The 26,865-nt window shown below is 57.8% G+C and carries 19 protein-coding genes; 10 read left to right on the top strand and 9 right to left on the bottom strand.

What is annotated here, in order from left to right:
• Window positions 1-400: 400 nt before the first annotated feature.
• The gene (locus H7K56_RS17120) at window positions 401-1,000 is read left to right on the top strand and encodes a hypothetical protein (RefSeq protein WP_150360473.1); all 600 of its coding nucleotides are present in this window, start codon (window positions 401-403) and stop codon (window positions 998-1,000) included.
• A 282-nt stretch (window positions 1,001-1,282) separates the two neighbouring features.
• Window positions 1,283-3,670 (top strand): glucose/quinate/shikimate family membrane-bound PQQ-dependent dehydrogenase, encoded by a 2,388-nt coding sequence (locus H7K56_RS17115; protein WP_058770114.1) that lies wholly within the window; start codon window positions 1,283-1,285, stop codon window positions 3,668-3,670.
• Window positions 3,671-3,748: 78 nt separating this feature from the next.
• Here H7K56_RS17115 and H7K56_RS17110 read toward each other — a convergent pair whose 3' ends face one another.
• From H7K56_RS17110 to H7K56_RS17100, 3 genes are all read right to left on the bottom strand, one after another.
• Complete coding sequence (locus tag H7K56_RS17110) at window positions 3,749-4,960, bottom strand: MFS transporter (protein WP_150360474.1); 1,212 nt, start codon at window positions 4,958-4,960, stop codon at window positions 3,749-3,751.
• Between the two features lie 112 nt (window positions 4,961-5,072).
• Window positions 5,073-5,963, bottom strand: coding sequence for a LysR family transcriptional regulator (locus H7K56_RS17105; protein ID WP_132465794.1), 891 nt, complete (start codon window positions 5,961-5,963; stop codon window positions 5,073-5,075).
• Between the two features lie 108 nt (window positions 5,964-6,071).
• Window positions 6,072-6,440 carry a helix-turn-helix domain-containing protein gene (locus H7K56_RS17100; RefSeq protein ID WP_021507794.1) on the bottom strand — a complete coding sequence of 123 codons (369 nt, stop codon included), beginning with the start codon at window positions 6,438-6,440 and terminating at the stop codon, window positions 6,072-6,074.
• A gap of 189 nt (window positions 6,441-6,629) precedes the next feature.
• On the opposite strand from H7K56_RS17100, the gene H7K56_RS17095 reads away from it, so the two are divergent.
• From H7K56_RS17095 to H7K56_RS17085, 3 genes are all read left to right on the top strand, one after another.
• A complete protein-coding gene (locus tag H7K56_RS17095; RefSeq protein WP_150360475.1) occupies window positions 6,630-7,289 on the top strand; it encodes a response regulator in 660 nt (219 codons plus the stop codon).
• Window positions 7,286-8,644 (top strand): sensor histidine kinase, encoded by a 1,359-nt coding sequence (locus H7K56_RS17090; RefSeq protein ID WP_150360476.1) that lies wholly within the window; start codon window positions 7,286-7,288, stop codon window positions 8,642-8,644. The genes H7K56_RS17095 and H7K56_RS17090 overlap by 4 nt, the downstream gene beginning before the upstream one ends.
• 331 nt (window positions 8,645-8,975) lie before the next feature.
• Window positions 8,976-9,842: a nucleoside-specific channel-forming protein Tsx gene (locus H7K56_RS17085; RefSeq protein WP_021507798.1), complete on the top strand. Its 867-nt coding sequence runs from the start codon at window positions 8,976-8,978 to the stop codon at window positions 9,840-9,842.
• 45 nt (window positions 9,843-9,887) lie between these two features.
• Here H7K56_RS17085 and yjdN read toward each other — a convergent pair whose 3' ends face one another.
• A complete protein-coding gene (yjdN, locus tag H7K56_RS17080) occupies window positions 9,888-10,325 on the bottom strand; it encodes a VOC family metalloprotein YjdN (RefSeq protein ID WP_058774910.1) in 438 nt (145 codons plus the stop codon).
• Between the two features lie 71 nt (window positions 10,326-10,396).
• A complete protein-coding gene (locus tag H7K56_RS17075) occupies window positions 10,397-11,296 on the bottom strand; it encodes a LysR family transcriptional regulator (protein ID WP_150360477.1) in 900 nt (299 codons plus the stop codon).
• A 113-nt stretch (window positions 11,297-11,409) separates the two neighbouring features.
• On the opposite strand from H7K56_RS17075, the gene H7K56_RS17070 reads away from it, so the two are divergent.
• The 4 genes from H7K56_RS17070 to H7K56_RS17055 all read left to right on the top strand — a co-directional run bounded on the left by H7K56_RS17070 (window position 11,410) and on the right by H7K56_RS17055 (window position 17,464).
• The gene (locus tag H7K56_RS17070) at window positions 11,410-12,723 is read left to right on the top strand and encodes an amidohydrolase (protein ID WP_150360478.1); all 1,314 of its coding nucleotides are present in this window, start codon (window positions 11,410-11,412) and stop codon (window positions 12,721-12,723) included.
• A complete protein-coding gene (locus H7K56_RS17065; RefSeq protein ID WP_150360479.1) occupies window positions 12,720-14,165 on the top strand; it encodes a M20 family metallopeptidase in 1,446 nt (481 codons plus the stop codon). Before H7K56_RS17070 ends, H7K56_RS17065 begins: the two co-directional genes overlap by 4 nt.
• 182 nt (window positions 14,166-14,347) lie before the next feature.
• Entirely contained in the window at window positions 14,348-15,868 is a 1,521-nt protein-coding gene (gene abgT / locus H7K56_RS17060) for a p-aminobenzoyl-glutamate transporter (protein ID WP_150360480.1), read from the top strand.
• 186 nt (window positions 15,869-16,054) lie between these two features.
• Window positions 16,055-17,464, top strand: a complete 1,410-nt coding sequence (locus tag H7K56_RS17055; protein WP_150360481.1) for an MFS transporter — start codon at window positions 16,055-16,057, stop codon at window positions 17,462-17,464.
• Between the two features lie 139 nt (window positions 17,465-17,603).
• Here the strand turns inward: H7K56_RS17055 and H7K56_RS17050 are convergent, their stop codons facing one another.
• The 4 genes from H7K56_RS17050 to H7K56_RS17035 all read right to left on the bottom strand — a co-directional run bounded on the left by H7K56_RS17050 (window position 17,604) and on the right by H7K56_RS17035 (window position 25,275).
• Entirely contained in the window at window positions 17,604-21,221 is a 3,618-nt protein-coding gene (locus tag H7K56_RS17050; RefSeq protein ID WP_150360482.1) for an Ig-like domain-containing protein, read from the bottom strand.
• Between the two features lie 198 nt (window positions 21,222-21,419).
• Window positions 21,420-22,739, bottom strand: a complete 1,320-nt coding sequence (locus H7K56_RS17045; RefSeq protein WP_150360483.1) for a c-type cytochrome — start codon at window positions 22,737-22,739, stop codon at window positions 21,420-21,422.
• 11 nt (window positions 22,740-22,750) lie between these two features.
• Entirely contained in the window at window positions 22,751-24,535 is a 1,785-nt protein-coding gene (locus H7K56_RS17040; protein ID WP_150360484.1) for a GMC family oxidoreductase, read from the bottom strand.
• A 2-nt stretch (window positions 24,536-24,537) separates the two neighbouring features.
• Window positions 24,538-25,275 (bottom strand): gluconate 2-dehydrogenase subunit 3 family protein, encoded by a 738-nt coding sequence (locus tag H7K56_RS17035; RefSeq protein ID WP_058770036.1) that lies wholly within the window; start codon window positions 25,273-25,275, stop codon window positions 24,538-24,540.
• A 294-nt stretch (window positions 25,276-25,569) separates the two neighbouring features.
• Between H7K56_RS17035 and sbmA the strand changes: the two genes are divergently transcribed.
• Window positions 25,570-26,805 carry a peptide antibiotic transporter SbmA gene (gene sbmA / locus H7K56_RS17030; RefSeq protein ID WP_021507809.1) on the top strand — a complete coding sequence of 412 codons (1,236 nt, stop codon included), beginning with the start codon at window positions 25,570-25,572 and terminating at the stop codon, window positions 26,803-26,805.
• The last annotated feature ends 60 nt before the right edge of the window (window positions 26,806-26,865 follow it).

Genomic DNA, 26,865 nt, shown 5'->3' with positions numbered 1-26,865 from the left:
AGCAGAACCGGCCGGCGTCATGGCACCGGCCTGGTGAAAAGCCACCATCGGCTTTCCTTATGTTTTTCACGCCATAGAGTGCGATAACTGACCGGGGCAGGCAATGGCTGGATGTGCGCTGTAAAAACAGGTGTTTATCCGGATTGACAGTTAAACATGGCGTTCTGAATATTAGCAGACTGATTGTTTTACTTTGAAAATAGCCGAATCATTCCAGATAATTCAGTAAAGCGTTAATTAATGCCTGGCGAATCCTTTTTATCTCTTTATCAGAAACAGCTAAAAAAGGTGATCTTTGCCGGCGAATCGATCTATATTGCCCCCTGTGATAATCACAGCAGTCTTCCCGTCCTTATAATAATTAAGACGCTATCGTTCATTAATTTATTCATAGAGATAAATGGAAAACAATTCATACCATCCTTATGTCACTGAGCGTGTCTGTCGCTTCGACGGCACACCTATCGGCGCGTGTTATTCAGCGTCCTTAATGCATTGCGTGCCGGAACGTGATGCATTACTTCATGAAGGCGAGATAATTACCCAACATTATCAGTCAGCGGATGCTGCGGGATTAATAATTATTCCACTGGCGGGAAATAGTGTGATGTCCTTTTTGCATGACGTGGATAATTATTCCAGCCTGCAACGTGAGAATGTAAGGCTGGCGATCAACTATGCCACTTTATGTCAGGCAGGATCCGCCTTACGCGCTGTGGCGTCTCGTTTTTCCTTCTGGCTTTACGATCTCGCGCCGCCGGGAACCGAGTGGAAAAATATTACCGATTTTCCCTTCAGCGGTATTGTTCTGAGCGATGACTTCTTCCGCGAAAATTATCTCAAGTTCAGCTTTCCTTTTCTGCTCGCTTCGCTGCGGGAAACACAAGCAGAGGTAATATTACGTACGCCTCAGCTCCAATTACCGGCCGAAGATTACCTGCATTTACAGCTAAGCGGCTGGCAAACGCAGCGGAGCTGTCATCCGCTCTTCCCAGGGTAAACGTTTACACAAAATTCTGCGTGTCGGCGTTATCGCCCGATGACGCCGGACAGGATGGCGCAATATCCTCATAAAATGTCGTGTCACTGCCTGATAAAAAGAGCAAAGCGCTAAAAAAATCAAACCTGTTAACGTTTTTAAGATAAAATTTAACGCAAAGGGATCATCCTGCTTAACGGAAAAGCACTGACAGAACACCTTAAGTCACTTCGTACTCTATGTCGGGATACAGCCTAATCGGTTGTTTCCTTTGATTTTATGGCAAAGAAAGAGGTCAATATTATGGGGAAAGCTTCCTCATCTTTTGGCGTAATTCGCTTCCTGACGGTGCTGTTTGCACTGCTGACGGGCGCATTTATGCTGATTGGCGGCGTTTGGTTAGCCGCCATTGGAGGTTCCTGGTACTACGTTATTGGCGGTGTGATTATGCTGATCACCGCTGTTCTGCTGTGGCGCCGTAGCGGTTCCGCACTGCTGCTGTATGCCCTGTTGCTGCTGGCAACGCTGGTGTGGGGCGTATGGGAAGTCGGCTTCGACTTCTGGGCGCTGGCCCCACGTACCGACGTGCTGGTGATCTTCGGTATCTGGCTGATTCTGCCGTTTGTGTATCGCGGCCTGAATCATGCGGGTAAAGGTGCGCTGGGTGCGATGGCCGTTGCGCTGGTAGCCAGCGTACTGGTGCTGGCGTGGGCAGTATTCCACGATCCGCAGGAGCTGAATGGCAATCTGCCGGAAGCCGCTAACGTTCCGCAGGCCCAGCCGCTGAGTAACATCAACGATGCTGACTGGCCAGCCTACGCGCGTGACCAGCAGGGCACCCGCTTCTCGCCGCTGAAGCAGATCAACACCAGCAACGTGAAAGAGTTGCAGGTTGCCTGGCAGTTCCAGACCGGCGATCTCAAAACCGCCAACGATCCGGGTGAAATCACTGATGAAGTGACGCCGATTAAAATCCGCGACACGCTGTACCTTTGCTCGCCACACCAGATTCTGTTTGCGCTGGATGCGACGACCGGTAAGCAGAAGTGGAAATTCGATCCGGGCCTGAAGCCGAATCCTACCTTCCAGCACGTGACCTGCCGCGGTGTTTCATACCATGAAGTGCCTGCCGCTGCCGATGCCGCCAACAGCCAGCCTGCGCTGTGCTCACGCCGCATCTACCTGCCAGTGAACGACGGTCGTCTGTTCGCGCTGGATGCCGATACCGGTGCCCGTTGCCCATCCTTTGGTAACAACGGTGAGCTGGATCTGCAGCACAAGCAGCCGGTACAGACGCCAGGCCAGTATGAGCCTACGTCACCGCCGGTTATCACTGACACCACCATCGTCATTGCTGGTGCGGTCACCGATAACTACTCTACCCGTGAGCCGTCTGGTGCCATCCGTGGCTTCGACGTCAACACCGGTAAACTGCTGTGGGTGTTCGACCCGGGCGCGAAAGATCCTAACGCGATTCCGGCCGATGAACACACCTTCACCATGAACTCGCCGAACTCGTGGGCGCCGGCGGTATACGATCCAAAACTGGATACCGTTTACCTGCCAATGGGCGTTTCCACCCCGGATATCTGGGGCGGTAACCGCACACCAGAGCAGGAGCGCTACGCGAGCAGCGTTCTGGCGCTGAACGCCACCACCGGTAAGCTGGTGTGGTCGTATCAGACCGTGCACCACGATCTGTGGGATATGGACCTGCCGTCACAGCCGACGCTGGCCGATATCACGGACAAAGATGGCAACACCGTACCGGTGATTTATGCCCCGGCGAAAACCGGTAACATCTTTGTGCTGGATCGTCGTACCGGTAAGCCGGTCGTGCCTGCACCGGAGACGCCGGTACCGCAGGGCGCGGCGAAAGGTGACCACGTGGCACCGACCCAGCCGTACTCCGAACTGACCTTCCGTCCGAAGCAGAACCTGACGGACAAGGACATGTGGGGCGCGACGATGTATGACCAGCTGGTGTGCCGCGTGATCTTCAAGCGTCTGCGCTACGAAGGTCCGTTCACGCCGCCATCTGAGCAGGGTACGCTGGTGTTCCCGGGCAACCTCGGTATGTTCGAGTGGGGCGGCATCGCGGTTGATCCCCATCGTCAGATCGCGATTGCTAACCCAATGGCGCTGCCGTTTGTGTCTAAGCTGATTCCGCGCGGTCCGGGCAACCCGATTGAACCACCGCAGGGCGCAGAAGGTGGTTCCGGTACTGAAACCGGCATTCAGCCGCAGTACGGTGTGCCGTTTGGCGTCGAGCTGAACCCGTTCCTGTCGCCGTTTGGTCTGCCGTGTAAACAGCCGGCCTGGGGTTACGTTTCAGCGATCGACCTGAAGACCAACGAAACCGTTTGGAAGAAACGTATCGGTACCGTTCGCGATAGCGCACCGGTTCCGCTGCCGTTCAAAATGGGTATGCCAATGCTGGGTGGCCCAATCACCACCGCCGGTAACGTGTTCTTCATCGGCGCGACCGCAGATAACTACCTGCGTGCGTTCGATACCAACACCGGTGAGATGCTGTGGCAGGCGCGTCTGCCAGCGGGTGGCCAGGCGACGCCAATGACCTATGAAGTGAATGGCAAGCAGTACGTTGTCATCGCGGCCGGTGGCCACGGTTCGTTCGGTACCAAGCTGGGCGATTACGTGATTGCCTATGCGCTGCCAGATGCGAAGTAATTTTTCGCACTGAAGTAAAAAAGCGGGCAATGCCCGCTTTTTTTTATATGCCGGTCGGCATTACGGTCGATCTGGAGGTCAGGGTTTACGCAGCACCCGCGCATTCAATAGCGCGCACAGCGCCATAATCACGCAGGTGGCGAGAAACACCGGGCGCATACCAAACGCGCCGCCGATAAAGCCACCGAACAGCGGGCCGCTCACCTGGCCGACATACTGGGCTGAGGTCGCATAGCCCAGCATTTTCCCAACCTGCCGCTGCGGCACATTATGACGAATCAACGCCGTCACGCAGGGCATCAGGCCGCCCAGCGCCATCCCCATCAGGAAACGCAGCACCACCAGCTGCCACGCCGCGCTAATAAACGCCTGCGGAATCAGCAGCAGCGCGCAGACCAGCAGGCCATAAATCAGCACGCGCGCATGTCCGATGCGGTCGGCCAGCCGGCCAAGGCGCGGCGCGGAGAGAATGCTGCCCAGCGCGGCGGCCGCCATCACCAGCCCGGCCGTCACCGTCACCGCGTGATCGCCGTGCACAAACTGCGCGATATACAGCGTGATAATCGGCTCAATCGACATATTGGCAAAAATCAGCAGCATGCCCGACAGCCACATCAGCCGTACCACTGGCCGGTTGATCGACGCCTCCGGCTCATCACCCTCCCCGGCTGCGGCTTTCTTCGCCGCACGTGGCGCTTCTTTCAGCAGAAAAGTGGTGGCGAGAAACGCAAGAAAAATCACCGCGCCGGTGAGCCAGAAAGTGTGGCGGATACCGATCAGCGGTGGCAGCACGCCGCCCAGCAGCGGGCCGACCACATTACCGGCCATGATGCCGGAGGACAGCACGCCCAGCGCCCAGCCGGTCTGCGCTTTCGGCGTTTGCGCCGCCACCAGAATGGTGGAGCCCGACGCATAGCCGCCGAGCAGACCGGCCAGCAGGCGCAGCGCTACCAGCTGCCACGGCGCGGTGGCCATACCAATCAGCGACATGGCGACGGCCATTCCGAGGCTGGCGCGGATCAGCATCAGCTTGCGGCCATAGCGATCCGCCAGTTTGCCCCACAGCGGTGCCGTCAGCGCCGCGCTGAGAAAGGTGGCACCGTAGGCGGTGCCTGACCAGCGCGCAATCGCGGCCGGTTCCTGCACGCCCAGCTGCTGCACATAAAGGGGCAGAAAGGGCAGCAGCAGGGTCATGGCGACGATAGTGCTGAACGAGCCCAGCACGCAAACCCACAAATTTCGCCGCCAGTGTTGCTGCTCAGGCGCTAACGCGATAGAAGAATGCGACATAGTGATATCCCTGTTTTTGGCTTTTTTAGCAGGCTATCAGCGGTAGCACACAGAAAACAGGGAGAAGCGGATATTTGCCAGCCAGCGCGTTATTGTTGCCAGAAAACAACAATCACGGCGCACCCAGCGTAGTGATCAGCGCGTCGCAGAGCAAGGTGACCGGTGACGAGGGCTGCGGCTGCTCTTTCAGCAGCAGGTAACTGTGCAGGCGATCCATCTGCCATTCCGGCAGCACCTGCTGAATCTCGCCGCGCGCCAGCGCCTCCTGCGTCATATAGGCCGGCAGATACGCCACGCCGGTTCCGGCCAGGGCCGCATTGAGCAGCGCCATGCTGTTATTCGCGCGAAAGCGGCTGTGCACATCCAGCGCCAGGCGCTGCTTATCACGGCGAAACGGCAACGCCGCCGTGTGTGCCGGGCCGTGAAACAGCAGCAGATCATGGCGCATCAGACGTTCAGGATGATCGATGGTCGGATGCGCGGCCAGATACGCTGGCGACGCATACAGTCCCCAGTCAATGCTGCTCAGCTCGCGGTAGTTCGCCACCTCCGGCGCACGTGCGCGGATCACAATCGCCACGTCCGCACTGGGCTGCGGATCGTCGCTGGTGGTCAGTTCGAGATCGACGTTGATGTGAATATGACGGCGGATAAAGGTGTTCAGCGTCGGCACCACGCACTGACAGCCGAAGGTGATCGGCGCCTGCAACCGCACGTTGCCGGCAGGCTGCTGATGCACCTGCTGCACAAACGCATCGGCGCGATGCATCTCTTCCAGCATGCGGGTGCAAAACGGATAGTAAGCCTGGCCCAGCTCGGTCAGCGCCACCTTGCGCGTGGTGCGCTGCAGCAGTTTGATACCCAGCCGCACCTCCAGCCGGGCGATTTCGCGGCTGACGTGCGATTTTGATACCCCCAGCGTACGGGCCGCTTCGCTGAAGCTTTGCCGCTCAACGACGCGTGCAAACAGCATCATGGCGGTGAGATTATCGCTGTTGTCCATGTTCTCTGGCTGATTCGAAAGAGTGAGAACCGCAGCTTAAAAGCAAACACGCGAATGCGCACCCGATTTCCCGTTACGCAGCGGCCACGGGAAATCGGGCGAGGGATGTCACACCGCCACCGCTAACGGAAACAGCAGGCGGTCCGGCTCGACGCGACGCTGACGCCGCAGCTGGCCTGGCGTGACGCGAAAATAATTTTTAAAGGTGCGGGTGTAAGCCTGTTGGGTATCAAAGCCGTAGCTCATCGCTACCTGCAGAATCGCCTCATCACTGTTGATCAGCGTGAGCGCTGACTCAGTCAGCCGGCGCTGGCGAATGTATTCTGCCAGAGAAAAACCGGTGTGCTGACGGAACAGACGTTGCAGATGCCAGCGGGAATATCCCGAGCGGCGTGCTACTTCATCCAGATGCAGATCGTGCCCTAAATTTTTTTCAATCCACTCCAGCAAACTACGGATAAATTCGCGCTGATTCATGACTCCCTCCGGCGTCGGTAAAATGTCCAGTGACGTCACTGTAGCGCGTTAAATTTATCCCTTAATTAGCAGAAAATTAGCGCAGAATTAGCAAGCAAAAAAACGGCTTTCCCGACGAAACAGCGCACCAGGTTAATTCTGCGCTAATTATCGGGCGCTACACTGCGACAAGTTATTCAGGAGGGCATCATGCGTGTGCTGCTGGTAGAAGATGATGAAATGATCGGCGCCAACCTGCAGCAGGCGCTGGAGGCCGCCGGCTGGTCGGTGGACTGGGTGCGTGACGGCGTATTTGCCAGCAACGCCTGGCAGGAAGGCGGTTACACCTGCGTCCTGCTCGATCTCGGTTTACCGCGTGAAGATGGCATCAATGTGCTGCGCCGTGCGCGCACGCGCGGTGACATGACGCCGGTGCTGGTGCTGACCGCACGTGATACCGTGCAGCAGCGCATTCAGGGTCTGGACAGCGGCGCCGATGACTACTTACTCAAACCCTTTGATCTGCAAGAGGTTCTGGCGCGTATGCGAGCCATCACCCGACGCAGCCACGGTGCGGCGGACTCCCTGCTGGGCAACGGCGACGTGCAGCTCGATATGATGACGCGTGAAGTGCTGTACAAAGGCCAGCGCGAGCAGCTAACCGCACGTGAATACGCCCTGCTCTATGCGCTGCTGGAACGCCCAGGGGCGATCCTGTCGCGTGAGCAGTTAGAAAACCGCATCTACGGCTGGGGCGAAGAGGTCACCAGCAACGCCGTGGACGTGCTGATTCACGGCATGCGGCGCAAACTCGATAACGAAGTGATTCGCAACGTACGCGGTCTGGGCTGGCGGGTGCCAGCAATATGAGATCCTTTACGTTTATGCGGTCGCTGCGCAACAAACTGCTGGTCACGCTGGTGCTGCTGCATCTGGCGATGATCGGCGGCGTCACCTGGTATTTCTACCACTGCTATGGCGACATGATGGGCACCATGAAGGACGACCAGCTCGCTAAAATTGCCGATGCCTGGTCAAGCAGCCAGCGCATGCCGGCACTGATGCCGATGGTGATGCAGCAGGAGAAGCTGAAAAGTACCTATATCGTTCAGCTCTGGGACACCAATAATCACCTGCGCGCCAGTTCCTGGCCGGCGTTGCATGCGCCCCTGCAGAGCAAAAAAGGCTGGTCAGATTTAAAAGTTGGCGACTGCGGCGATGACTGCCAGTGGCGCGTTTACACCCGACCCGGCGAGCTGGGCAGCGAGATCGGCAATATTCAGGTGCTGCACAACGTCGGCTACATGAAGAGCCTGATGGTGAAGCGCGTACTCTCCGCCATCATTCCGCTCATCCTGATGATGCCGCTGTCGCTGCTGGTGATCTGGCTGGTGGTGCGTGCCATTACGCGCGATCTGCGCGTGGCGTCGCGCCAGATTGCGGCGCAGGAAACCCTGCATCCGCACAGCGTGTCGCCGGACGGTCTGCCGGACGAAGTGCTGCCGCTGGTCGATGCCTATAACTCGCTACTGGATAAACTACGCGCGGCCTGGTCGTCACAGCGCCAGTTCCTTGAGGATGCCGCACATGAACTGCGCACGCCGGTCACCGCCGTCACGTTACAGCTGGAGAACCTGCGTCAGCACATCCTGCCGGGCGAAGCCAGCCGCCAGTTTGATCAGCTGGAAGCGGGCGTCACGCGCACGCGCCATCTGGTGACGCAGTTGCTGAATATCTCACGCCAGGAGGATCAGTCCGTGGTCGCCAGCGTCGAGACCATTGAGCTTGATGACCTGCTGAAGGAGAGCATTGAGCAGCTGATGGTGGTAGCGGACAAGCGCGGCATTGATATCGGCTTCAACGGCACCGCGCACTATCGTCTGCACGCCAGCCGCTCCGATCTGCGCAGCCTGTTCGATAACCTGATCGGCAACGCCATGCTGCACACGCCGGAGGGCAGCATGGTGGATGTGCTGCTGCATCGCGTCGGTCATCATACGGTGGTGGATATTGTCGATAACGGCCCCGGCATGCCGGAGTCGTTTATTGAGCGCGCCTTCGATCGCTTTACCCGCTCGCCGGATGTCCAGGCGCAGGGCAGCGGCCTGGGATTATCGATCGTGCGCAGCGTGGCGCAAAAGCATCAGATGCAGGTGGCGCTGTCGAATTGCCTGAACCCGCAGGGTGAAGTGTGTGGCCTGCAGGTACGCGTAACCCTTCCCTGACGTCTTTCCTCCTCCGGCGCGATAATCCGCGCCGGCTATTTTCTTCTCCTGCCAGTTCTCTGCGTATCCCGACAACGTAAACGGTTGCGGGGTTCCGTTCGTTACACGGCCTTTATGTGATCTAGTTCACATATTTACTGAATCGAAATGCAACACTTTTTGACAAACGTGATCAAAATCTATTTTCTATCGCTCTGTTACAGGCACATTACGCGGGCCTGAAAATCCGGCGCGTCAGACCGGCGACAACAGCACACTGCCCATCCCCTGGGATCGATTTCACCCGATCGCAGCATTTGCGCGGCGATCACGAGCAAGTGGTTAAAAAATAATGAAATTTAAAACGTTGATAGCAGGGGCCTTACTGGCCAGTAGCTGGACCGGCGCCGCACAGGCGGCGGAAAGCGATCCGCAGTACCTTTCTGACTGGTGGCATCAGAGCGTGAACGTGGTAGGCAGTTATCACACCCGCTTCGGACCTCAGTTCAACAATGATGTGTATCTCGAATACGAAGCCTTTACTAAAAAGGACTGGTTTGATTTCTACGGCTACCTTGACCTGACCAACTTCTTTGGCGTGGGTAACAGCAATGCCAACGGTATTTTTGACCATGGTTCGCCGATGTTCATGGAAATTGAGCCACGCTTCTCCATCGATAAGCTGACCGGCACCAGCCTGGCATTCGGACCGTTCAAAGAGTGGTACTTCGCTAACAACTACATCTACGACATGGGTCGCAACAGCGACAGCCGTCAGAACACCTGGTATATGGGTCTGGGTACTGACATCGATACCCATAGCGATATCGGCCTGTCACTGAACGTGTACGCGAAATACCAGTGGGAAAACTACGGCGCGGCTAACGAAAACAGCTGGGATGGTTATCGCTTCAAGGTGAAATACTTTGTGCCGATCACTGACCTGTGGGGCGGCAAGCTGAGCTATATCGGCTTCACCAACTTTGACTGGGGTTCCGATCTGCGTGACAAGTCTGACCGCTCACGCACCAGCAACTCGATTGCCTCCAGCCACATTCTGTCGCTGAACTACGATCACTGGCATGTCTCTACCGTGGCGCGTTACTTCCACAACGGCGGCCAGTGGGCTGATGGCCAGGAGCTGAACTTTGGCAACGGTCCATTTGAAGTGAAATCGACCGGCTGGGGTTACTACCTGGTGGTGGGTTACAACTTCTAAACCGCTTCCGGCGTGGCCGCTTACCATCGCGGCCACGCCAGTCGGTTACGCCTGTGGCTTCACCACGTTGATGCGCCATGGGATGCCAAACTTATCGATAAACATCCCGAAGCCGTTCGACCAGAAGGTTTTTTGCCATTCAGTGGTCACTTTGCCGCCCGCAGAGAGCTTATCAAACCAGGCTTTACCCTCCGCTTCATCTGGCGTGGCCAGGCTCACCGCATAACCGGCATGTTCGGACGCCGGTGGCTGGGCGGTATTGCCATCACTCAGCATCAGCTCGCCCTGACCAATGCGCAGATGCGCATGCATAATCTTTTCCGGCGGCAGCGGCGGCGCCGACCGATCGCCCACCTGCTCGCCCTGCTCCGGCATATCGCCAAACGTCATTTTTTGCAGAATTTCGCCGCCGGTGGCCTCCAGATAGAAGGCAATGGCTTCTTCACAGCGGCCGTAGAGAAATAAATAAGGACTCACCTGCATCGTAACCTCCGTTGAGAGTGCGTTAACGCGTGTCGTACACCTAAAGTGTAGACGATGCAGTTTTTCACCCGTCACGGCTGGCAGTAGCGGCGGAACAGCTGCGCCATGTAAGCGCTCATCGGCGTCAGCGCGGTGTCTTTACGCTGAATCAGATAGAAGGTGGCTTTCGGCAGCGGATCGTCGAGATCCAGCGCGATCAGCTGCCCGCCGTGCGTAGGGTCTTCAATCACGTCGCGCGCAATGATGCTGACAAAATCACTCTTCGCCACCAGGCTGGTGCAGGCCATAAAGGTCTCGCAGGTCACCGCGATTTTGGGTGCCATGCCGCGCTCACCGAACAGGTCATGCAGCAGTCGGTAATAACTGCCCTGCGGCGTCGGCATGGTCCAGTCGCAATGTTGCAACTCGGCCAGCGAGCGCGCATGCGCCATCGGATGCCCTTTACGCATCACCACCTGATACTCGCGCTGCATCAGCCGCTCGAAAATCAGCTCCTGATCGAAGTGATGCCGGTCGTAGGTATTGATGGTGAAATCCAGCGCACCCTGCCGCAGTTCATGCACCATCGACACCAGCTGGCCCTCGACTATACGCACTTTCACCAGTGGATATTCGCGATGAAACTGGGTTATCACCTGCGGCATCACGGTACGCGCAATGCTGCCGCCCACCCCAATATTCACTTTGCCACCGGCCAGACCGAGCCGCTGCTGGATATCCTCCTGCGCCACGCGCAGTTCCTCCAGCACCAGACAGGCATGACGAAAAAAGGTTTCACCGACATCGGTCAGCATCACGCCCTGCTGACGACGCTCGAACAGGCGCGCGCCCAGCGCCAGCTCCAGTTCCTGAATCGCTTTGGTTAACGCCGGCTGTGACAGGCCCGACAGCCGGCTGGCGGCGCGAATACTGCCCTGGTGCGCCACGTCAACAAAGGCGCGCAGCTGATGAAGTTTAAGATTGGCCGCCATGATCTGGTGATAACCGTTGTCTATCGGTCACAAGATATTCGCATCTTATGCGCCCTAATACCATTGTGTAGATTCGGTTGAATGCATAAAAAACCAACACTAAGGAACAGCCGATGAACACCCTTTCCGACCTTGTCAACGCGCGGATACCGCAGATGCAGACATGGCGCCGCGACCTGCACCAGTTTGCTGAATCCGGCTGGCTGGAGTTCCGCACCGCCACGCTGGTGGCGGAAGAGCTGCATCGTCTTGGTTATCAGCTACAGCTGGGCCGTGAGGTGATTGATGCCGATGCGCGCATGGGTCTGCCGTCTGCTGAAGTGCTGGCGCAGCAGGAAGCGCGTGCGCTGCAGCAGGGCGCACTGCCACAGTGGCTGCCCCACTTCTCCGGCGGTTTCTGCGGCGTGGTGGCAACGCTGGACACAGGACGTCCCGGTCCGGTGATGGGCTTTCGTGTTGATATGGACGCGCTCGACCAGACGGAGAGCGCCACCGCCGATCACCTGCCGACGCGCGAAGGCTTCGCCTCGTGCAATCCCGGCATGATGCACGCCTGCGGCCACGATGGTCACACCACCATAGGTCTGGCGCTGGCGGGCGTGCTGATGGCGATGAAGCACCAGCTTAGCGGTCGCATAAAACTCATTTTTCAGCCGGCGGAAGAAGGCGTACGCGGTGCCAAAGCCATGGTGGCCGCGGGCGTGCTTGATGATGTCGATCTGTTCACCGCCATTCACCTTGGCACCGGCGTGCCGCCCGGCGAGATCGTCTGCGGCAGCGACAGCTTTCTCGCCACGACCAAACTGGACGTGCGTTTTACCGGGGTCGGCGCGCATGCCGGTGGCAAACCGGAAGAGGGACGCAACGCGTTGCTGGCGGCGGCGCAGGCCACGCTGGCGCTGCACACTCTGCCGCAGCACAGCGGCGGCGTGGCGCGCGTTAACGTTGGTGTCTTACAGGCCGGCAGCGGACGCAACGTAGTGCCGGATGTTGCGCTAATGAAGGTGGAAACGCGCGGCGCGAGTAATCAGGTTAATGACGATATCTATCAGCAGGCGCTGCGCGTGATTGCCGGTGCCGCGGCGATGTACGGCGTTGAGCACGAGGTTACGCTGATGGGCGGTGCCCGCAGCTGCACGCCGAGCCCGGCGTGGGTCAGTTTTATCCATCAGCAGGCCGAAGCGCTGGGTCTGTTCAGTTCGGTGATAGACAGCAAACAGCAGGCGGCCGGTTCCGAAGATGCCACCTACATGATGGAGCGCGTGCAGCAGCGCGGCGGCCAGGCGTCTTACGTCATCTTCGGCTGCGAGCTGGCGGCGGGCCACCACAATGCGCGGTTCGATTTTGATGAAGCGGTGATGGCTACTGCCGTGCAGATGCTGGCTACGCTGGCGCTTAACCAGGCGCAGTTCGGCGGTGCCCGATGAGCGCGCACGACTTTATCGATCGCTACATCGACCAGCATCAGGCGCGCTTCAGTGCCCTCAGCGATGCGATCTGGGACGTGCCGGAAACCCGTTTCGAAGAGACGCAATCGTCTGCGCTGCTGGCCGATGCGCTGGCGCAGGAGGGGTTTGAGGTCGAGCGCGGCGTTGGCGGTCTCGACACCGCGTTTATCGCCTCAATCGGCCACGGCCAGCCGGTGATCGCCATCCTCGGCGAGTTTGATGCGTTGGCCGGCCTGAGCCAGCAGGCGGGCTGCGCCACGCCTGAGCCGCTGGTGGAAAACGGCAACGGTCACGGCTGCGGCCACAACCTGCTCGGTACCGCCGGCCTGGCCGCCGCTTTCGCCATCAAAGCCTGGTGGGCAGAACAGGGCGGACGCGGCACGCTGCGCTTTTACGGCTGCCCTGGCGAGGAGGGTGGCTCGGGTAAAACCTTCATGGTGCGCGAGGGGCTGTTTGATGATGTCGATGCTGCCGTGACCTGGCACCCGGAAGGCTTCAGCGGCATGTTTAACCTCAGCACCCTCGCCAATATTCAGGCGGCGTTTCACTTCAAAGGTGTGGCGGCGCATGCCGCTAACTCGCCGCATCTCGGGCGCAGCGCGCTGGACGCGGTGACGCTGATGAACACCGGCGCGAATTTCCTGCGCGAGCACATCGTGCAGGAGGCGCGCCTGCACTATGCGGTCACCCAAACCGGCGGCGTATCGCCCAACGTGGTGCAGGCCGATGCCGAAGTGCTGTACCTGATTCGCGCGCCGCAGCTCGACCAGGCCCAGGATATCTACCAGCGTGTGATCAACATCGCCAAAGGTGCAGCGCTGATGACCGATACGCAGATGACGGTACGTTTTGATAAAGCCTGCTCCAACTATGTGCCCAACCGCGCGCTGGAAGCGGTGATGGAACGTAATTTGCACCATTTCGGTCTGCCGCACTACAGCGCGCAGGAACAGGCATTTGCGGCAGCGATCCGCGCCACGCTAAGCAAAGACGATCTGCGTAACGCGCGACTGAATGCGGCGCGCACCGGCGGCGAAGCGGGCATCGCCTGGGCTGAGGCGCTGGGGGATAAAGTACTGATGGATGAGGTAGCGCCGTATGCGGTCACGCGCGAGCTGCTGTACGGCTCAACCGACGTTGGGGATGTGAGCTGGGTAACGCCGACGGCGCAGTGTTTTGCCCCCTGTTTTGCCTTCGGCACGCCGCTGCACACCTGGCAGCTGGTGGCACAGGGCCGCACGCCGATTGCCCACAAAGGGATGTGCCTTGCCGCTAAAGTGCTGGCCGCCACCGCGCTGACGCTGTTGCACGATGATGCCGCGCTGGCGCGTTGTCGTGAAGAGTTTGACCGCGTGCGCCGTGAGCAGCCGTACGTGTGCCCGATTCCGGCCGGCGTGCAGCCATCGACATTAGCATCCTGAGTTCAGCAACGCATTACGCCAGGTGCGCATAAATGCGCACCCTACGAGGGCGTGGCCGGTGGTCACCGCTCCTTACCGTGTAGGGTCGCCATTTATGGCGACCTGGTGCCAACGCATCACCATTAAAAAAATATAAGCAGTACGCAAACATAACTGACAAGACGACTCATGAGGATCTACCGATGGAAGTGATGACCGAAAATCGCAGCCCCGGCAAGCTGTTCAGCTGGATTGAGCGGGTCGGCAACAAAGTGCCCAACCCGTTCTTACTGTTTGTCTACCTGATCGTGGTGCTGATGATCGCCACCGCGCTTCTCAGCAGCCTTGATGTAGCTGTTAAAAATCCGGCCAATGGCGAACTGGTGCGGGTCAATAACCTGCTGAGCGTGGCGGGCATTCAGTGGATCCTGCCCAACATCATCAAAAACTTCAGCGGTTTCACCCCACTGGGCTCCATTCTGGCGCTGGTGATTGGGGCCGGGCTGGCGGAAAAAGTCGGCCTGCTGCAGTCGCTGATGGTGAAGATGGCGTCACGCGTCAGCCGTCGCTACGCCAGCTATATGGTGCTGTTTATCGCGTTCTTCAGCCATATCTCTTCCGACGCCGCACTGGTGGTGATGCCGCCGCTCGGCGCGCTGATCTTCCTTGCCGTCGGGCGTCATCCGGTGGCGGGCCTGCTGGCGGCGATTGCCGGCGTCGCGTCGGGTTTTACCGCGAATCTGCTGATCGTCACCACCGACGTACTGCTCTCCGGCATCAGTACAGAGGCCGCCAAAGCGGTCAGCGACACGGTCCACGTCAGCGTGATCGATAACTGGTTCTTCATGGCCAGCTCAGTCATCGTACTGACCGTGGCCGGCGCGCTGCTGACCGATAAATTTGTCGAGCCGCGCCTGCCGGTCTGGAACAGCGGCCACCACGATCGCCTGCCACCACTGACGGCGCAGGAGAATCGCGGCCTGAAGGCGGCCGGTCTCGCCGCACTGGTGTTCATCGGCGTGATGGCGCTGCTGGTGGTGCCGGAGCATGCGCCGCTGCGCAACCCGAAAACCGGCGGCATCATCCCTTCGCCGTTTATTCAGGGCATCGTGCCGATCATCATCCTGTTCTTCTTTGTGGTGGCGATTGCCTATGGCGCGATGACACAGCAGATTCGCCGCGCTGACGACATCCCCCGACTGCTGGTGGATCCGATGAAGAGCATGGCCGGCTTTATCGTCATGGTGTTTCCGCTGTCGCAGTTCGTGGCGTTCTTCAACTGGAGCAACATGGGTAAGTTTATGGCCATCGGCCTGACCGATATGCTGGAGAGCGCCGGCATCAGCGGTGCGCCGGCCTTTCTCGGCCTGATGTTCCTCTCGGCGTTTCTGTGCATGTTTATCGCCAGCGGCTCGGCAATCTGGTCGATCCTCGCGCCGGTGTTTGTGCCGATGTTCATGCTGCTCGGCTTTCACCCGGCGTTTGCCCAGATGATTTTCCGCATCGCCGATTCCGCCGTGCTGCCGCTGGCGCCGATGTCGCCGTTTCTGCCGCTGTTCCTCGGTTTCCTGCAGCGCTATCAAAAAGACGCACAGCTCGGCACCTATTACGTGCTGATCTTCCCATATCCGCTGGTGTTCTTTGTGACGTGGATCGCGCTGCTGCTGGTGTGGTATCTGCTGGGCCTGCCCATCGGTCCGGGCGTTTATCCGCATCTGCCCTGACCTGGCGCCATGGACGGCGTACCGTTTTCTGTGAACTGCAACGCACGTTGCCAAAATGTCACCGCTGCGCCTCTCGGCAACCCCGGACGAATTGATTATTCTGCTATTTCTTCGCTTGCTAACGGTTAATGATTTCTGACAAACCACCACCGGGCGGATCCTGCAAACACCGAGGTAACAATCATAATGACAACCACCTATTCGACAGGGGTGGCGACCGATCGCATCGCGACCGAACGCCAGACGCTGGCCGGGCGCATCGACGCTTTGCCCTCTTCCGCCGGGCTGTGGCGCTTTATTACGTTGCTGGCGCTCGGCGGCTTCTTCGAGCTGTACGATCTGTTTGAAACCGGCTACATCAGCGCCGGGCTGGTCGCCGCAGGCGTGTTCCACACCGGCGCCGCAGGCGTGTTTGGTATCGCCGATCAGGCGGCGTTCGCCTCGGCGACCTTTCTCGGCCTGTTTGTCGGTGCCAGCCTGCTGACACCCTATGCTGACCGCTTCGGCCGTCGCCTGACTTTTATGTGCGCGCTGGCGTGGTACGGTGCGTTCTCACTGCTGATGGCGTTCCAGCACAGCGCGGAGATGATTATTCTGTGCCGCTTTCTGGTCGGCATCGGTCTGGGCGTCGAGCTGGTGACCATCGATACCTATCTGTCGGAGTGGGTGCCGGCCCATCTGCGCAGCCGCGCGTTTGCCTTCTCTTTTTTCATTCAGTTCCTGTCGGTGCCGACGGTAGCGCTGATGTCATGGTGGCTGGTACCGCAAACCCTGCTCGGCCTCGAAGGCTGGCGCTGGGTCGTGATCGCCGGTGCGCTGTGCTCGCTGGTGATCTGGTTTATCCGGAAAAACCTGCCGGAGTCGGCGCGCTGGCTGGCACAGCAGGGGCGGCATCAGGACGCGCACCGGGTGCTGAGCGAGATGGAAAAACGCTGCGGCATTGCGCCGGGAGACGATTTCTCTCAGCGTGATGCGGCGGCACAGCTGCCGAAAAAAGGGCGCTTTAGCGAAATCTGGGCACCGGCTTATCGCCAGCGTACGCTGATGCTGGTGGTGATGAACTTCTTCCAGGCGATTGGCTTCTTCGGCTTCGGTAACTGGCTGCCGGCGCTGCTGTCCGGCAAGGGGGCCACCGTCACCCATAGCCTGCTGTACGCCTTTTTCATCACGCTGGCCTATCCGCTCGGCTCGCTGATCTGCAGCCGCTACGCCGACCGGCTGGAAAACAAATGGCAGATCGTTTCTTCATCGCTGATGACGGTGGTGTTCGGCACGCTGTTCGCGCTGACCAGCAACCCGCTGCTGATGGTGGTGTGCGGTTTCCTGATCACCTACAGCAACGCCTGGCTCACCTTCAGCTATCACGCTTATCAGACTGAGATCTTCCCGACGCACATTCGTGCGCGCGCCGTCGGCTTCTGCTATTCATTCAGCCGGCTGTCGACCGCTTTCAGCAGTATTCTGATTGGCCTGATTCTGCAGTATGCCGGCAGTCAGGGAGTGATCGTGTTTATCGTGCTGAGCATGCTGATGGTGATGCTGTCGGTCGGGATTTACGGGCCGAAGACGCGGGGGCTGGATCTGGAGAACATTTAACCCGGATGGGCGCAGGGTGGGCGGCGGCCGGTTCAGCCCGGCAATGCGCACCCTTTGGAGCGGCACGATTCATCGCGCGATAAATCGCGCCGCTACGTCCTGGTGCAAACCTTTGGGGGCGTTTCCGCCCCCGCCAGATTTACACCAGTTCGGTTTTCACCCCTTCCTGGATCAGCACATCGGCATCGACGCCGCTGTGGCTGTAAACCTGATACTTCACGCCAGCCACCGTGGTGCTGCCCTGCTGTTTCACCCAATCGCCCACGTCACCGCCGTCGCCGAGGATGTCATCCAGTTTCACCACGTCCTGCGCATCGCCTTTGATCAGCACCTGGGTTTTGCCGTCAACAATAAACAGGTCTTTGCTGCCAGCACTGAGAACATCCGCCACGCTAACGCTAAGCGTATTTTTACCGTTGCCGAGCATGTCGATTACCGCGGCTTCTTCACCGCTGGCAAGCATTTCTGTCAGTATGCTTTCCGTTGCGATTACTTTGGTAACACTATTATTTTGCGGCTGCACAAACAGATTATCCAGCAGGAAGTCATTGCCATAGGCATTTGGCGTATCATTGACCACCGCAACTTTCACCACTTTGGTTTCGGTTGCTGTGTAAACGCCACTAAAATGCTGCCATGTTTGCGTCAGGGTAGCAGGAGCAACAACATCTACTCCGTCGACTTGAATGCCGATTACTGAAGATGCATAGCTTTTATTAATCCGTTGACCATCAAAGCCCAGCGTGTAACTTTTACCCGCTTCGACCTGGATATATTGATAAACAACCTCACCACTATAATCACGTCCGGTATTATTAGCATCTGTCGAGCTGCCTAAGACATTGGAGCCATCTTCGCCCTTCCAGTAAGTGGTCTTAATCTGGTTGAGTTTTTCATATATCCCTGCAGCCATCCAGCCCTGCAGTGTGCCGTCGTTGAAGTCCCAGTCGATCCGCTGTTCCCCCACGTTGGTTACGTTGACCGGCTTTATCCCAAGGTTATCCAGCAGGAAATCGTTGCCGTAGCCATTGGCGGTGGCATTAGTGACTGCAACTTTGACCACTTTGGTTTCGGTTGCGGTATAGGTGCCGCTTTTATGCTGCCATGACGACGTTAACGCCTCGGGTTTAATTACCGTTTTACCGTCCACTTCCATGCCGATTACTGGGGCAACCCAACCCTGATTCAGACGATAACCATCAAAATCCAGTTCATAAGTTTTACCCGCCTCGACTTCAATATAGCGATAAACCACTTCACCGCTGTAATCACGCCCCTCGACGAAGTCAGTCATTGAGCCAAGTACGTTAGAACCGTCGGCGCCTTTCCATTCGGTGGTTTTCAGCTGGTTATATTTTTCGTACAGCCCCGCAGCCATCCAGCCCTGCAGCGTGCCATCGTTGAAGTCCCAGTCGAGTCCCTGTCTATCCACCGGCGTAACTTCGACCGGCTTCATACCGAGATTGTCCAGCAGGAAATCATTGCCGTAGCCATTGGCGGTGGCATTAGTGACCGCGACTTTGACCACTTTGGTTTCGGTTGCGGTATAAGTGCCGCTTTTATGCTGCCATGACGACGTTAACGCCTCAGGTTTAATCACCGTTTTACCGTCAACTTCCATACCAATTACTGGGGCAACCCAACCCTGATTCAGACGGTAACCATCAAAATCCAGTTCATAAGTTTTACCCGCCTCGACTTCAATATAGCGATAAACCACGTCACCGCTGTAATCACGCCCCTCAACGAAGTCAGTCATTGAGCCAAGCACGTTAGAACCGTCGGCGCCTTTCCATTCGGTGGTTTTCAGTTGGTTATATTTTTTGTACAGCCCGGCAGGCATCCAGCCTTGCAGCGTGCCATCATCAAAGTCCCAGGCCAGCCCTTCATCGCCTACTCTCACCGCGTTATCGTTGATTTCCAGCTTGAAAATATCAGCGGACGGATCGCGCGTGCTGCTGCTACTAACCTGGAACTGATATTCGCCGTGCTGACCGGATAAGTTACTGGTAGTGAAATTCCAGGCCCCGAAGTTGCTGGCGCGCGTGCTGCCAAGTAACTGCCAGTTGCCATTGTCGTGCTGAGCATACACATACACTAAACTGTTTGATGCTGCCCAGCCCGTGAGTGTTGGAGTGAAATCATCGGTATAGTCGCCATTTTTTAGTTCGCCCTGGATACCGCCTTCATTATCAATAGCGTTACTGATATTCGGTTTTTCCGGCTGCAGCGTTAGCTGATACGTGCTGCCATTGGTGTAACGTTTCTCGCTGTTGCTGACCTGGAAAGTATGCTCTCCGAGATACCCCCCCAGATTTGGCGTAGTGAAGGTCCAGTTCCCCTGCGCGTCGGCTTTAACACTGCCGAGCCGTGCCCAGGTACCGTTGACGTGTTTATCAAAGAAATAAACGATCGAATTGGCTTCGGCACGACCGCTCAGCGTCGGTGTGTAATCATCAGTCACAGCTCCATTTTTCAGCGCGCCGGTGGATGTACCAACATTATCAAAAGCGGATTCAATTACAGGCATAACGGCTTCGCCGCTGATAATAGTCAGGCTAAACTTCTCTGCCTGGGTATCTGGCTGCGTGAAATAGCCAACCTGGAACTCATAATCACCGTCCCCCTGCGTCAGCTTATTCGTCTCAATCTCCCAGTTACCCTGAGCATCCGCACGTACACTACCGAGCAGCTCCCAATAACCGTTAATCCGTTGTGCGTGGACATATACCACACTGTTGGCTTCTGCACTGCCTTTCAGAATAGGACTGAAATCATTGGTCAGCGCCCCGCTATCCAGACGCCCCTGATAGAGGCCTTCGTTATCGAATGCATAATCGATTTTAGCTTCCGGCGTTGGAATCACTTTGTAAGTAAAGGGTTCGCTTTCATTACTCAGTTCGCCACGATTATTCTGCGCGCGGACGGTAATGGTATTATTGCCAAAGTTAAGGAGATCAATGTTGCTTTCCCAGTGCCACTGGCCATCAACCACTGGTGCGATGCCTACCCGCTCGCCGTTGACATAAATCACTACACTTTCGGCATCCAGCGGCGCGTTGCCGCTCAGGCGCGGACTACGATCGTCGCTCTCGCTACCCGCTTTAATCACGCCATTATTGGGGCCTTCATTATCATAGACTTCCAGCAGCTGCGGCTTGTCGATGCGCGGCGAATTGACGTAAAGCGTGAAGACCGGGGAATCAAAACTGACCTGGCCGAATTTGTCAGTGGCGGTGACATACAGGCGCTGTTCACCATTACTCAGTTCCGGCGTGATGGTCCACTGACCGTTTTTCGCCGCCTGCACGCTGCCAGTCAGCACGCCGTTGCTGTACAGGCGGACAATGCTGTCCGGCTCGGCATAACCGGAAATGGCTGGCGTTTTATCATCGGTGAAGCCTTTGTTGCCAACCGGGCCCTGCACCGGACCGAAGTCATCCAGTACGCGCATAATCGCCGGCATATCGGGCGGGCTGAGATCGACTTCCAGCCGCGTCTGAAGGGGAATTCCGGCATTGCCGGCAAGATCGAAGAAGCGGATAGTGAGATTGTGGCTGCCCTCTTCCAGTCGCAGCGGCAGCTGATACTCCCAGCTGCCGTCCGCGTTTACCTGCGTAGTAAATAGCCGGCCATTGATGGCAAATTCGATATAGCTAACGCTTTTATCCGCAACCACTCCTTTCCAGTACTGATAGGGTGAATTGACGAAGTTTTCTTGTCCCGGTTTGGTCGGGTCGTAATAGCCGACAGACATATGGTCATCCTTTTCGCTAAAGTTAATGTAACGCTTAATAAGCGGAAAGGATTTTCAAGCCAGAGATAATCAATCTCTTACAAGAAATGTCTGAAAGGATTTTCGCGGTCGTGTAAATAAATATATGTAGATCTATTATATTTTCACACCCCATCAGTTTTTAAATTGCATCATGAGCTGATGGGGTGTAAGAGTAATTTACTGCTTTTCCAGCCCCCGGATATCCGCGCTGCCCTGTTTTGGCTGCACGCTGTCATCCTGGCGCAGTTTCGCCACCTGTTTCGCCGTGACTTTGGTCTGCACGCCGTTGCCCCAGCTGCTGCGGATAAAGTTCACCACATCCGCCACCTGGCTGTCGTTCAGACGCCAGCCAAACGCCGGCATAGTGATCGCGGTCGGTGCGCCTTGCACGCCCGGCAGCGTGCCGCCAACCAGTACGATATGAATCAGCGACGTCGGATCCTCTGCCATCACCACCGGATTCCCGCGCAGTGCCGGATAGAAGCGTTGATAGCCGCTGCCGTCGGTTTTATGACACGCCGCACAGCTGTCGACATACACGCCGGCACCCGGCTGGCTGTCGTCACCTTTCCACAGCGCCCGGGCCACTGCGTCATCCTCACGGAATACCGCCTGAGACGGATCTTTCGCACCCAGCGATTTCAGGTAACGGGCGATCGCGCTGATATCCGCATCGCTGAGATACTGCAGGCTGTGCTGCACCACCTCGGTCATGCCACCAAACGCCGCCGTGTGATCGTTACGGCCATAGCGCAGGAACTGCTGCAGATCCGCTTCGCTCCAGCGCCCCAGGCCATCGCGGTTGTCACCGCGCAGGTTGCTGGCGGTCCAGCCGTCAATCGGCGCGCTGCTGCCGGCAAGGTAATCGTTGCCCTGACCGTTATTCAGCGCTTTCTCCTGCATAGTGATGCTGCGCGGCGTGTGGCAGGCACCGCAGTGGCCCAATCCTTCCACCAGATAGCGACCGCGTGCCAGCGCCGGATCTTCCTGCGCGGCCGGCTGGAACGCCTTCACATCTGGCGCAAACAGGCCGCGCCAGATCGCCAGCGGCCAGCGCATCGACAGCGGCCACGGAATGTCGCTCTCTTTGTTAGCCTGCGCCACCGGTGCCACGCCGTGCATGAAGTAGGCATACAGCGCCTTCATGTCGTCATCGCTGACCACCGCATAAGATGGATAGGGCATCGCCGGATAGAGCGTGTCGCCGTTTTTCGCCATGCCGTGACGCACCGCTTTCTGGAAGTCGTCATAGCTGTAGTCACCAATGCCGGTTGCCTTATCCGGCGTGATATTGGTGGAGTAGATGGTGCCAATCGGCGTCGCCATCGCCAGTCCGCCGGCAAACGGTTTACCGCCTGCGGTGCTGTGGCAGGCGACGCAGTCACCGGCGCGCGCCAGATACTCACCACGCTGCACCAGCGCATCGGCGGCGGTGTCCTCCGCCAGCGCGGCGAACGACAGGGTGCCCAGCAACAGGGCTGTTAAACTTTTGATCATCGCCATGTTCCTTATGCCTGTACCAGCGGGCCGGGGTTCTTCAGATACTGTTCACGAATCGCTTTGGCGGACCAGTAGCTCAGCGCCGCCACCATGCCGGTCGGGTTGTAGCCCAGTCCCTGCGGGAAGGCAGAAGCGCCGGCAACAAACACGTTCGGCACATCCCAGCTCTGCAGATAACGGTTCACCGCGCTGGTTTTAGGATCTTCGCCCATGATGGCGCCGCCGCTCATGTGCGTGGTCTGGTACACGGTGGTATCGAAATGGGCACCCGGCCCTTTTGCGCCGCCAATGATCATCTTCGGATTCATCGCTTCGGTGATTTTGCGCATCTTGCCGATCATGAACTGCGCCATTTTGATGTCGTTGTCCTGCCAGTCAAAGGTCATACGCAGCAGCGGCTGGCCGTAAGCATCTTTGTAGTTGGGATCGAGATCGAGATAGTTAGCGCGATACGACTGGTGCGCGCCGTGCGCATCCATCGACACGTGATGGTTATAGGTATCCGCCACCGCCGCTTTCCACTGGCTGCCCCAGTTCGGCGTGCCTGTTGGCGTCGGCAGGCCGGAGATCGGCTTGGTGCCCGCCTGGTTGACCCAGAACGGTGAACCGCCGACAAAGCCGTACGGACCATGGTCAAAGTTATCGGCGTTGTAATCATCCACCGCCACGCCGGCGCCACCGGCACCGATGAACGGATTGGTGGTGGTGTTTTTATCAAACAGCGCCTTCAGCGTGGAGATGTTCTGGTAGGCAAAGTTACGGCCGACCACGCCCTCGTTGCTGATAGGGTTGTACGGCTTGCCGATGCCGGACAGCAGCATCAGGTGCACGTTGTGGAACTGGAAGGCGGAGAGGATCACCAGATCCGCCGGCTGCTCCACTTCACGTCCCTGACCGTCCAGATAGGTCACTCCGGTCGCGCGTTTTTTATCGTCGGTAAGATTGACGCGCAGCACATACGCGTTGTTGCGCAGCTCAAACTTCGGCTCCTGGCGCAGCGCGGGCAGAATGTTAACGTTCGGCGACGCTTTGGAGTACATGTAGCAGGCGTAGCCGCTGCAGAAGCCGCAGAAGTTGCACGGGCCCATCTGCGCGCCGTAGGTATTGGTGTAAGGACCGGAGGTGTTGGCCGACGGCATATCGTAAGGGTGATAGCCCACCGATTCCGCCGCCTGGGCAAACAGCTGTGCTGACCAGGTGCGCTTCTGCGCCGGCAGCGGGAAGTCGCTGGAGCGATCCGGCGCATACGGGTTGCCGCCTTTCTCTTTGCCCACCACTTTGCCCTTGATTGACCAGGCGCTACCGGAGGTGCCGAACACTTTTTCCGCCTGATCGAAGAACGGTTCCAGCTCGTCATAGCTGACGCCGAAATCCTGAATGGTCATGCCTTCCGGGATAAAGTTTTTGCCGTAACGCTGCTCGTAGTGACTGCGCAGGTTCAGCTCGACCGGGTCGACGCGGAAGTGCACGCCCGACCAGTGCAGGCCGGCGCCGCCGGTGCCGGTGCCCGGCAGGAATGCCGCCAGCTGACGATACGGTACGGCGGTTTGTGAGGCATCGTGACGGATAGTCACAGTGCTTTTTGACAGATCCTGGAACAGCTTTTTGCGGATGTTATAAGTCAGTTCATCAATGGACTGTGGATAGGATCCATCCGGATAGGTATCGCGATGCGGCCCGCGCTCCAGCGCCACCACATGCAGACCGGCCTCGGTCAGCTCTTTCGCCATGATCGCCCCGGCCCAGCCGAAACCGACGATCGCCACATCCACTTTTTTTAACGCATTTGCCACGGTTACGCCCTCTCGCCGCGAATATCAACTGACGGGAACGGATAACGTTCGCCGCGCTCTACCCAATCCATAAAGTCGGCGCGTGCGCCAGGGAAGCCGATCAGCTTCCAGCCCACCATGCCCTGATTGCCGCCGTGGATCGGATCGCTGAAGTAGCCCTCGCGGGTGTTTTGCAACAGAAAGGCGAAGAAGGTTTTGGCCGGCACCTGCGGGAATTGCGCGCTGCCGTTTTCGAAGGCGCTCAGCAGCGCGTCCTGCTGCGTGGGCGTCAGCTCAGCAAACACCTTGCCGTGCTGCTGTTTGCTCCACCCATCGGCATCGGCCAGGCCGAGACGGTAGATCTGCTGCGGCACCAGCGGCAGTTGATAGCCGAGCTCTTTTGGCAGATCCGGATTGAACGGTCCCTGCATATACCAGTTGCTGCCGGTGGCATACGGCGTATTCATCTGGCGATCGATAAACTCCGGTACGCCGGCTTCCAGCGCGCCAGGACCACGTTCATCGTTGGGGATCAGGCGCGCCACGGCGGCTTTGAGGAAGGCAAACTCTTCGGCGGTAAACCACACCGGTTGATACTCGCGCGCCTGCTGCGGCGCAGCTGCCGACGACGCTGCCGCACCGGCGGCCATTGGCGCGACCAGTGCGCCCATCGCCGTACTGCCTACCGCCATTGCCGGCGCCAGGGTGATGGTTCTCAGCAGGAAATCCCGGCGAGTGTGACCCTTTTTTTCTTCTGACATGACATTGCCTCATTACCGCATATAATGCGGCATGAAAGTTAAGTAGTTGCGTTGTAATGATTTTTATTGGCGTTTTAAGGGATACAGCAAGACTGTTACCGGTAACAGTTGGCGTAGTGTAACACCATCGCTGTTAATAATTTAGTTTCCCGAAACAAATGAGCACAAAAAACTTAACAACTAACTCTGCCGCTTTACATAAAAGCGGCGATGCTGTCATCGTCGGATACAACCGACAACAGACAGATAAATGCCGGAAGCGGTATAAAGAGTACACACAACAGCGGAGTGCCTATGTTTAAGTCCTATTTTCCGCGGCCGGCGCTGTTTTTCAGCTCGGCCGCGATTTGGAGCCTGATTGCCATTTTTGCCTGGTTTGGCTTTTTCAATGATTTTCCGGCGCGCTTTCCCGCTTTGCAGGCGGCGATGCAGCAGCCGCTGCCGACCAACGCCAGCCGCTTTATCCACGCCAGCCAGCTGTGGTTTTATGCCTATTACTGGATCATGGGCGGCGCCTTTGCGCTGGTGTGGCGCATCATCGACAACCATCCGTGGCAGCGCTGGTCGGTATGGGGATCGTTACTGATTATCTTTGTCACCTGGTTTGGCGTGCAGGTTGGCGTCGGCGTTAACGCCTGGTATGGTCCGTTTTACGACATGATTCAACAGGCGCTGACCAAAGCTGGCTCGGTGAGCATCAATCAGTTCTATGTGCAGGTACTGGCGTTTCTCGGCATTGCGCTGATCGCGGTAGTGATCGGCGTGATGAACTCGTTTTTCGTCAGCCACTGGGTATTCCGCTGGCGTACCGCGATGAACAACTACTACATGCATAACTGGCAGCGCCTGCGTCTGGTAGAAGGTGCCGCACAGCGTGTGCAGGAAGACACCATGCGCTTCGCCAGTACGCTGCAGGACTGGGGCATCAGCTTTATTCAGGCCATCATGACGCTGGTGGCGTTTCTGCCGGTGCTGGTGACGCTATCGCATCACGTGAAAGAAGTGCCGATCCTCGGCAATATCCCTTATGCGCTGGTGATCGCCGCGCTGCTGTGGTCGCTGTTTGGTACCGCGCTGCTGGCGCTGGTGGGGATTAAACTGCCGGGGCTGGAGTTCCGCAATCAGCGGGTGGAAGCCGCGTACCGTAAAGAACTGGTGTACGGCGAGGACGATCCGCAGCGCGCCGCGCCGCCTACGGTGCAGGAGCTGTTCAGCCGCGTGCGTCACAACTATTTCCGCCTCTATTTCCACTATCTCTATTTCAACATCACGCGCATTCTCTATCTGCAGGTGGACAATGTGTTCGGGCTGTTCGTGCTGTTCCCTTCGATTGTTGCGGGCACCATCACGCTGGGGCTACTTAACCAGATCACCAACGTGTTCGATCAGGTGCGCTCCTCCTTCCAGTATCTGATCACCTCGTGGTCCACGCTGATTACGCTGATGTCGATCTACAAACGTCTGCGCAGCTTCGAGCAGATTCTGCAGGATATTCCGCACGACGAGATGCTGCGCGAAGCCTCGGAGTAAGCGGAAAAGCTCGGGGGCAGAACCGCGCTGTACTCCGACATCGCTCAGAGCAGTTCCCTC

The sequence above is a fragment of the Pantoea dispersa genome (assembly GCF_014155765.1).
Lineage (GTDB): Bacteria > Pseudomonadota > Gammaproteobacteria > Enterobacterales > Enterobacteriaceae > Pantoea > Pantoea dispersa.
This window is presented reverse-complemented; position numbering and strand designations above follow the sequence as displayed.

Excerpts from the sequence above, each read along its gene's own strand:
- H7K56_RS17085 (WP_021507798.1), top strand. The coding sequence starts at position 8,976 with ATGAAATTTAAAACGTTGATAGCAGGGGCCTTACTGGCCAGTAGCTGG.
- yjdN (WP_058774910.1), bottom strand. The coding sequence starts at position 10,325 with ATGCAGGTGAGTCCTTATTTATTTCTCTACGGCCGCTGTGAAGAAGCC.
- H7K56_RS17075 (WP_150360477.1), bottom strand. The coding sequence starts at position 11,296 with ATGGCGGCCAATCTTAAACTTCATCAGCTGCGCGCCTTTGTTGACGTG.
- H7K56_RS17110 (WP_150360474.1), bottom strand. The coding sequence starts at position 4,960 with ATGTCGCATTCTTCTATCGCGTTAGCGCCTGAGCAGCAACACTGGCGG.
- H7K56_RS17115 (WP_058770114.1), top strand. The coding sequence starts at position 1,283 with ATGGGGAAAGCTTCCTCATCTTTTGGCGTAATTCGCTTCCTGACGGTG.
- H7K56_RS17120 (WP_150360473.1), top strand. The coding sequence starts at position 401 with ATGGAAAACAATTCATACCATCCTTATGTCACTGAGCGTGTCTGTCGC.
- H7K56_RS17090 (WP_150360476.1), top strand. The coding sequence starts at position 7,286 with ATGAGATCCTTTACGTTTATGCGGTCGCTGCGCAACAAACTGCTGGTC.
- H7K56_RS17065 (WP_150360479.1), top strand. The coding sequence starts at position 12,720 with ATGAGCGCGCACGACTTTATCGATCGCTACATCGACCAGCATCAGGCG.
- H7K56_RS17045 (WP_150360483.1), bottom strand. The coding sequence starts at position 22,739 with ATGATCAAAAGTTTAACAGCCCTGTTGCTGGGCACCCTGTCGTTCGCC.
- H7K56_RS17105 (WP_132465794.1), bottom strand. The coding sequence starts at position 5,963 with ATGGACAACAGCGATAATCTCACCGCCATGATGCTGTTTGCACGCGTC.
- H7K56_RS17100 (WP_021507794.1), bottom strand. The coding sequence starts at position 6,440 with ATGAATCAGCGCGAATTTATCCGTAGTTTGCTGGAGTGGATTGAAAAA.
- H7K56_RS17035 (WP_058770036.1), bottom strand. The coding sequence starts at position 25,275 with ATGTCAGAAGAAAAAAAGGGTCACACTCGCCGGGATTTCCTGCTGAGA.
- H7K56_RS17070 (WP_150360478.1), top strand. The coding sequence starts at position 11,410 with ATGAACACCCTTTCCGACCTTGTCAACGCGCGGATACCGCAGATGCAG.
- abgT (WP_150360480.1), top strand. The coding sequence starts at position 14,348 with ATGGAAGTGATGACCGAAAATCGCAGCCCCGGCAAGCTGTTCAGCTGG.
- H7K56_RS17050 (WP_150360482.1), bottom strand. The coding sequence starts at position 21,221 with ATGTCTGTCGGCTATTACGACCCGACCAAACCGGGACAAGAAAACTTC.
- H7K56_RS17055 (WP_150360481.1), top strand. The coding sequence starts at position 16,055 with ATGACAACCACCTATTCGACAGGGGTGGCGACCGATCGCATCGCGACC.
- sbmA (WP_021507809.1), top strand. The coding sequence starts at position 25,570 with ATGTTTAAGTCCTATTTTCCGCGGCCGGCGCTGTTTTTCAGCTCGGCC.
- H7K56_RS17095 (WP_150360475.1), top strand. The coding sequence starts at position 6,630 with ATGCGTGTGCTGCTGGTAGAAGATGATGAAATGATCGGCGCCAACCTG.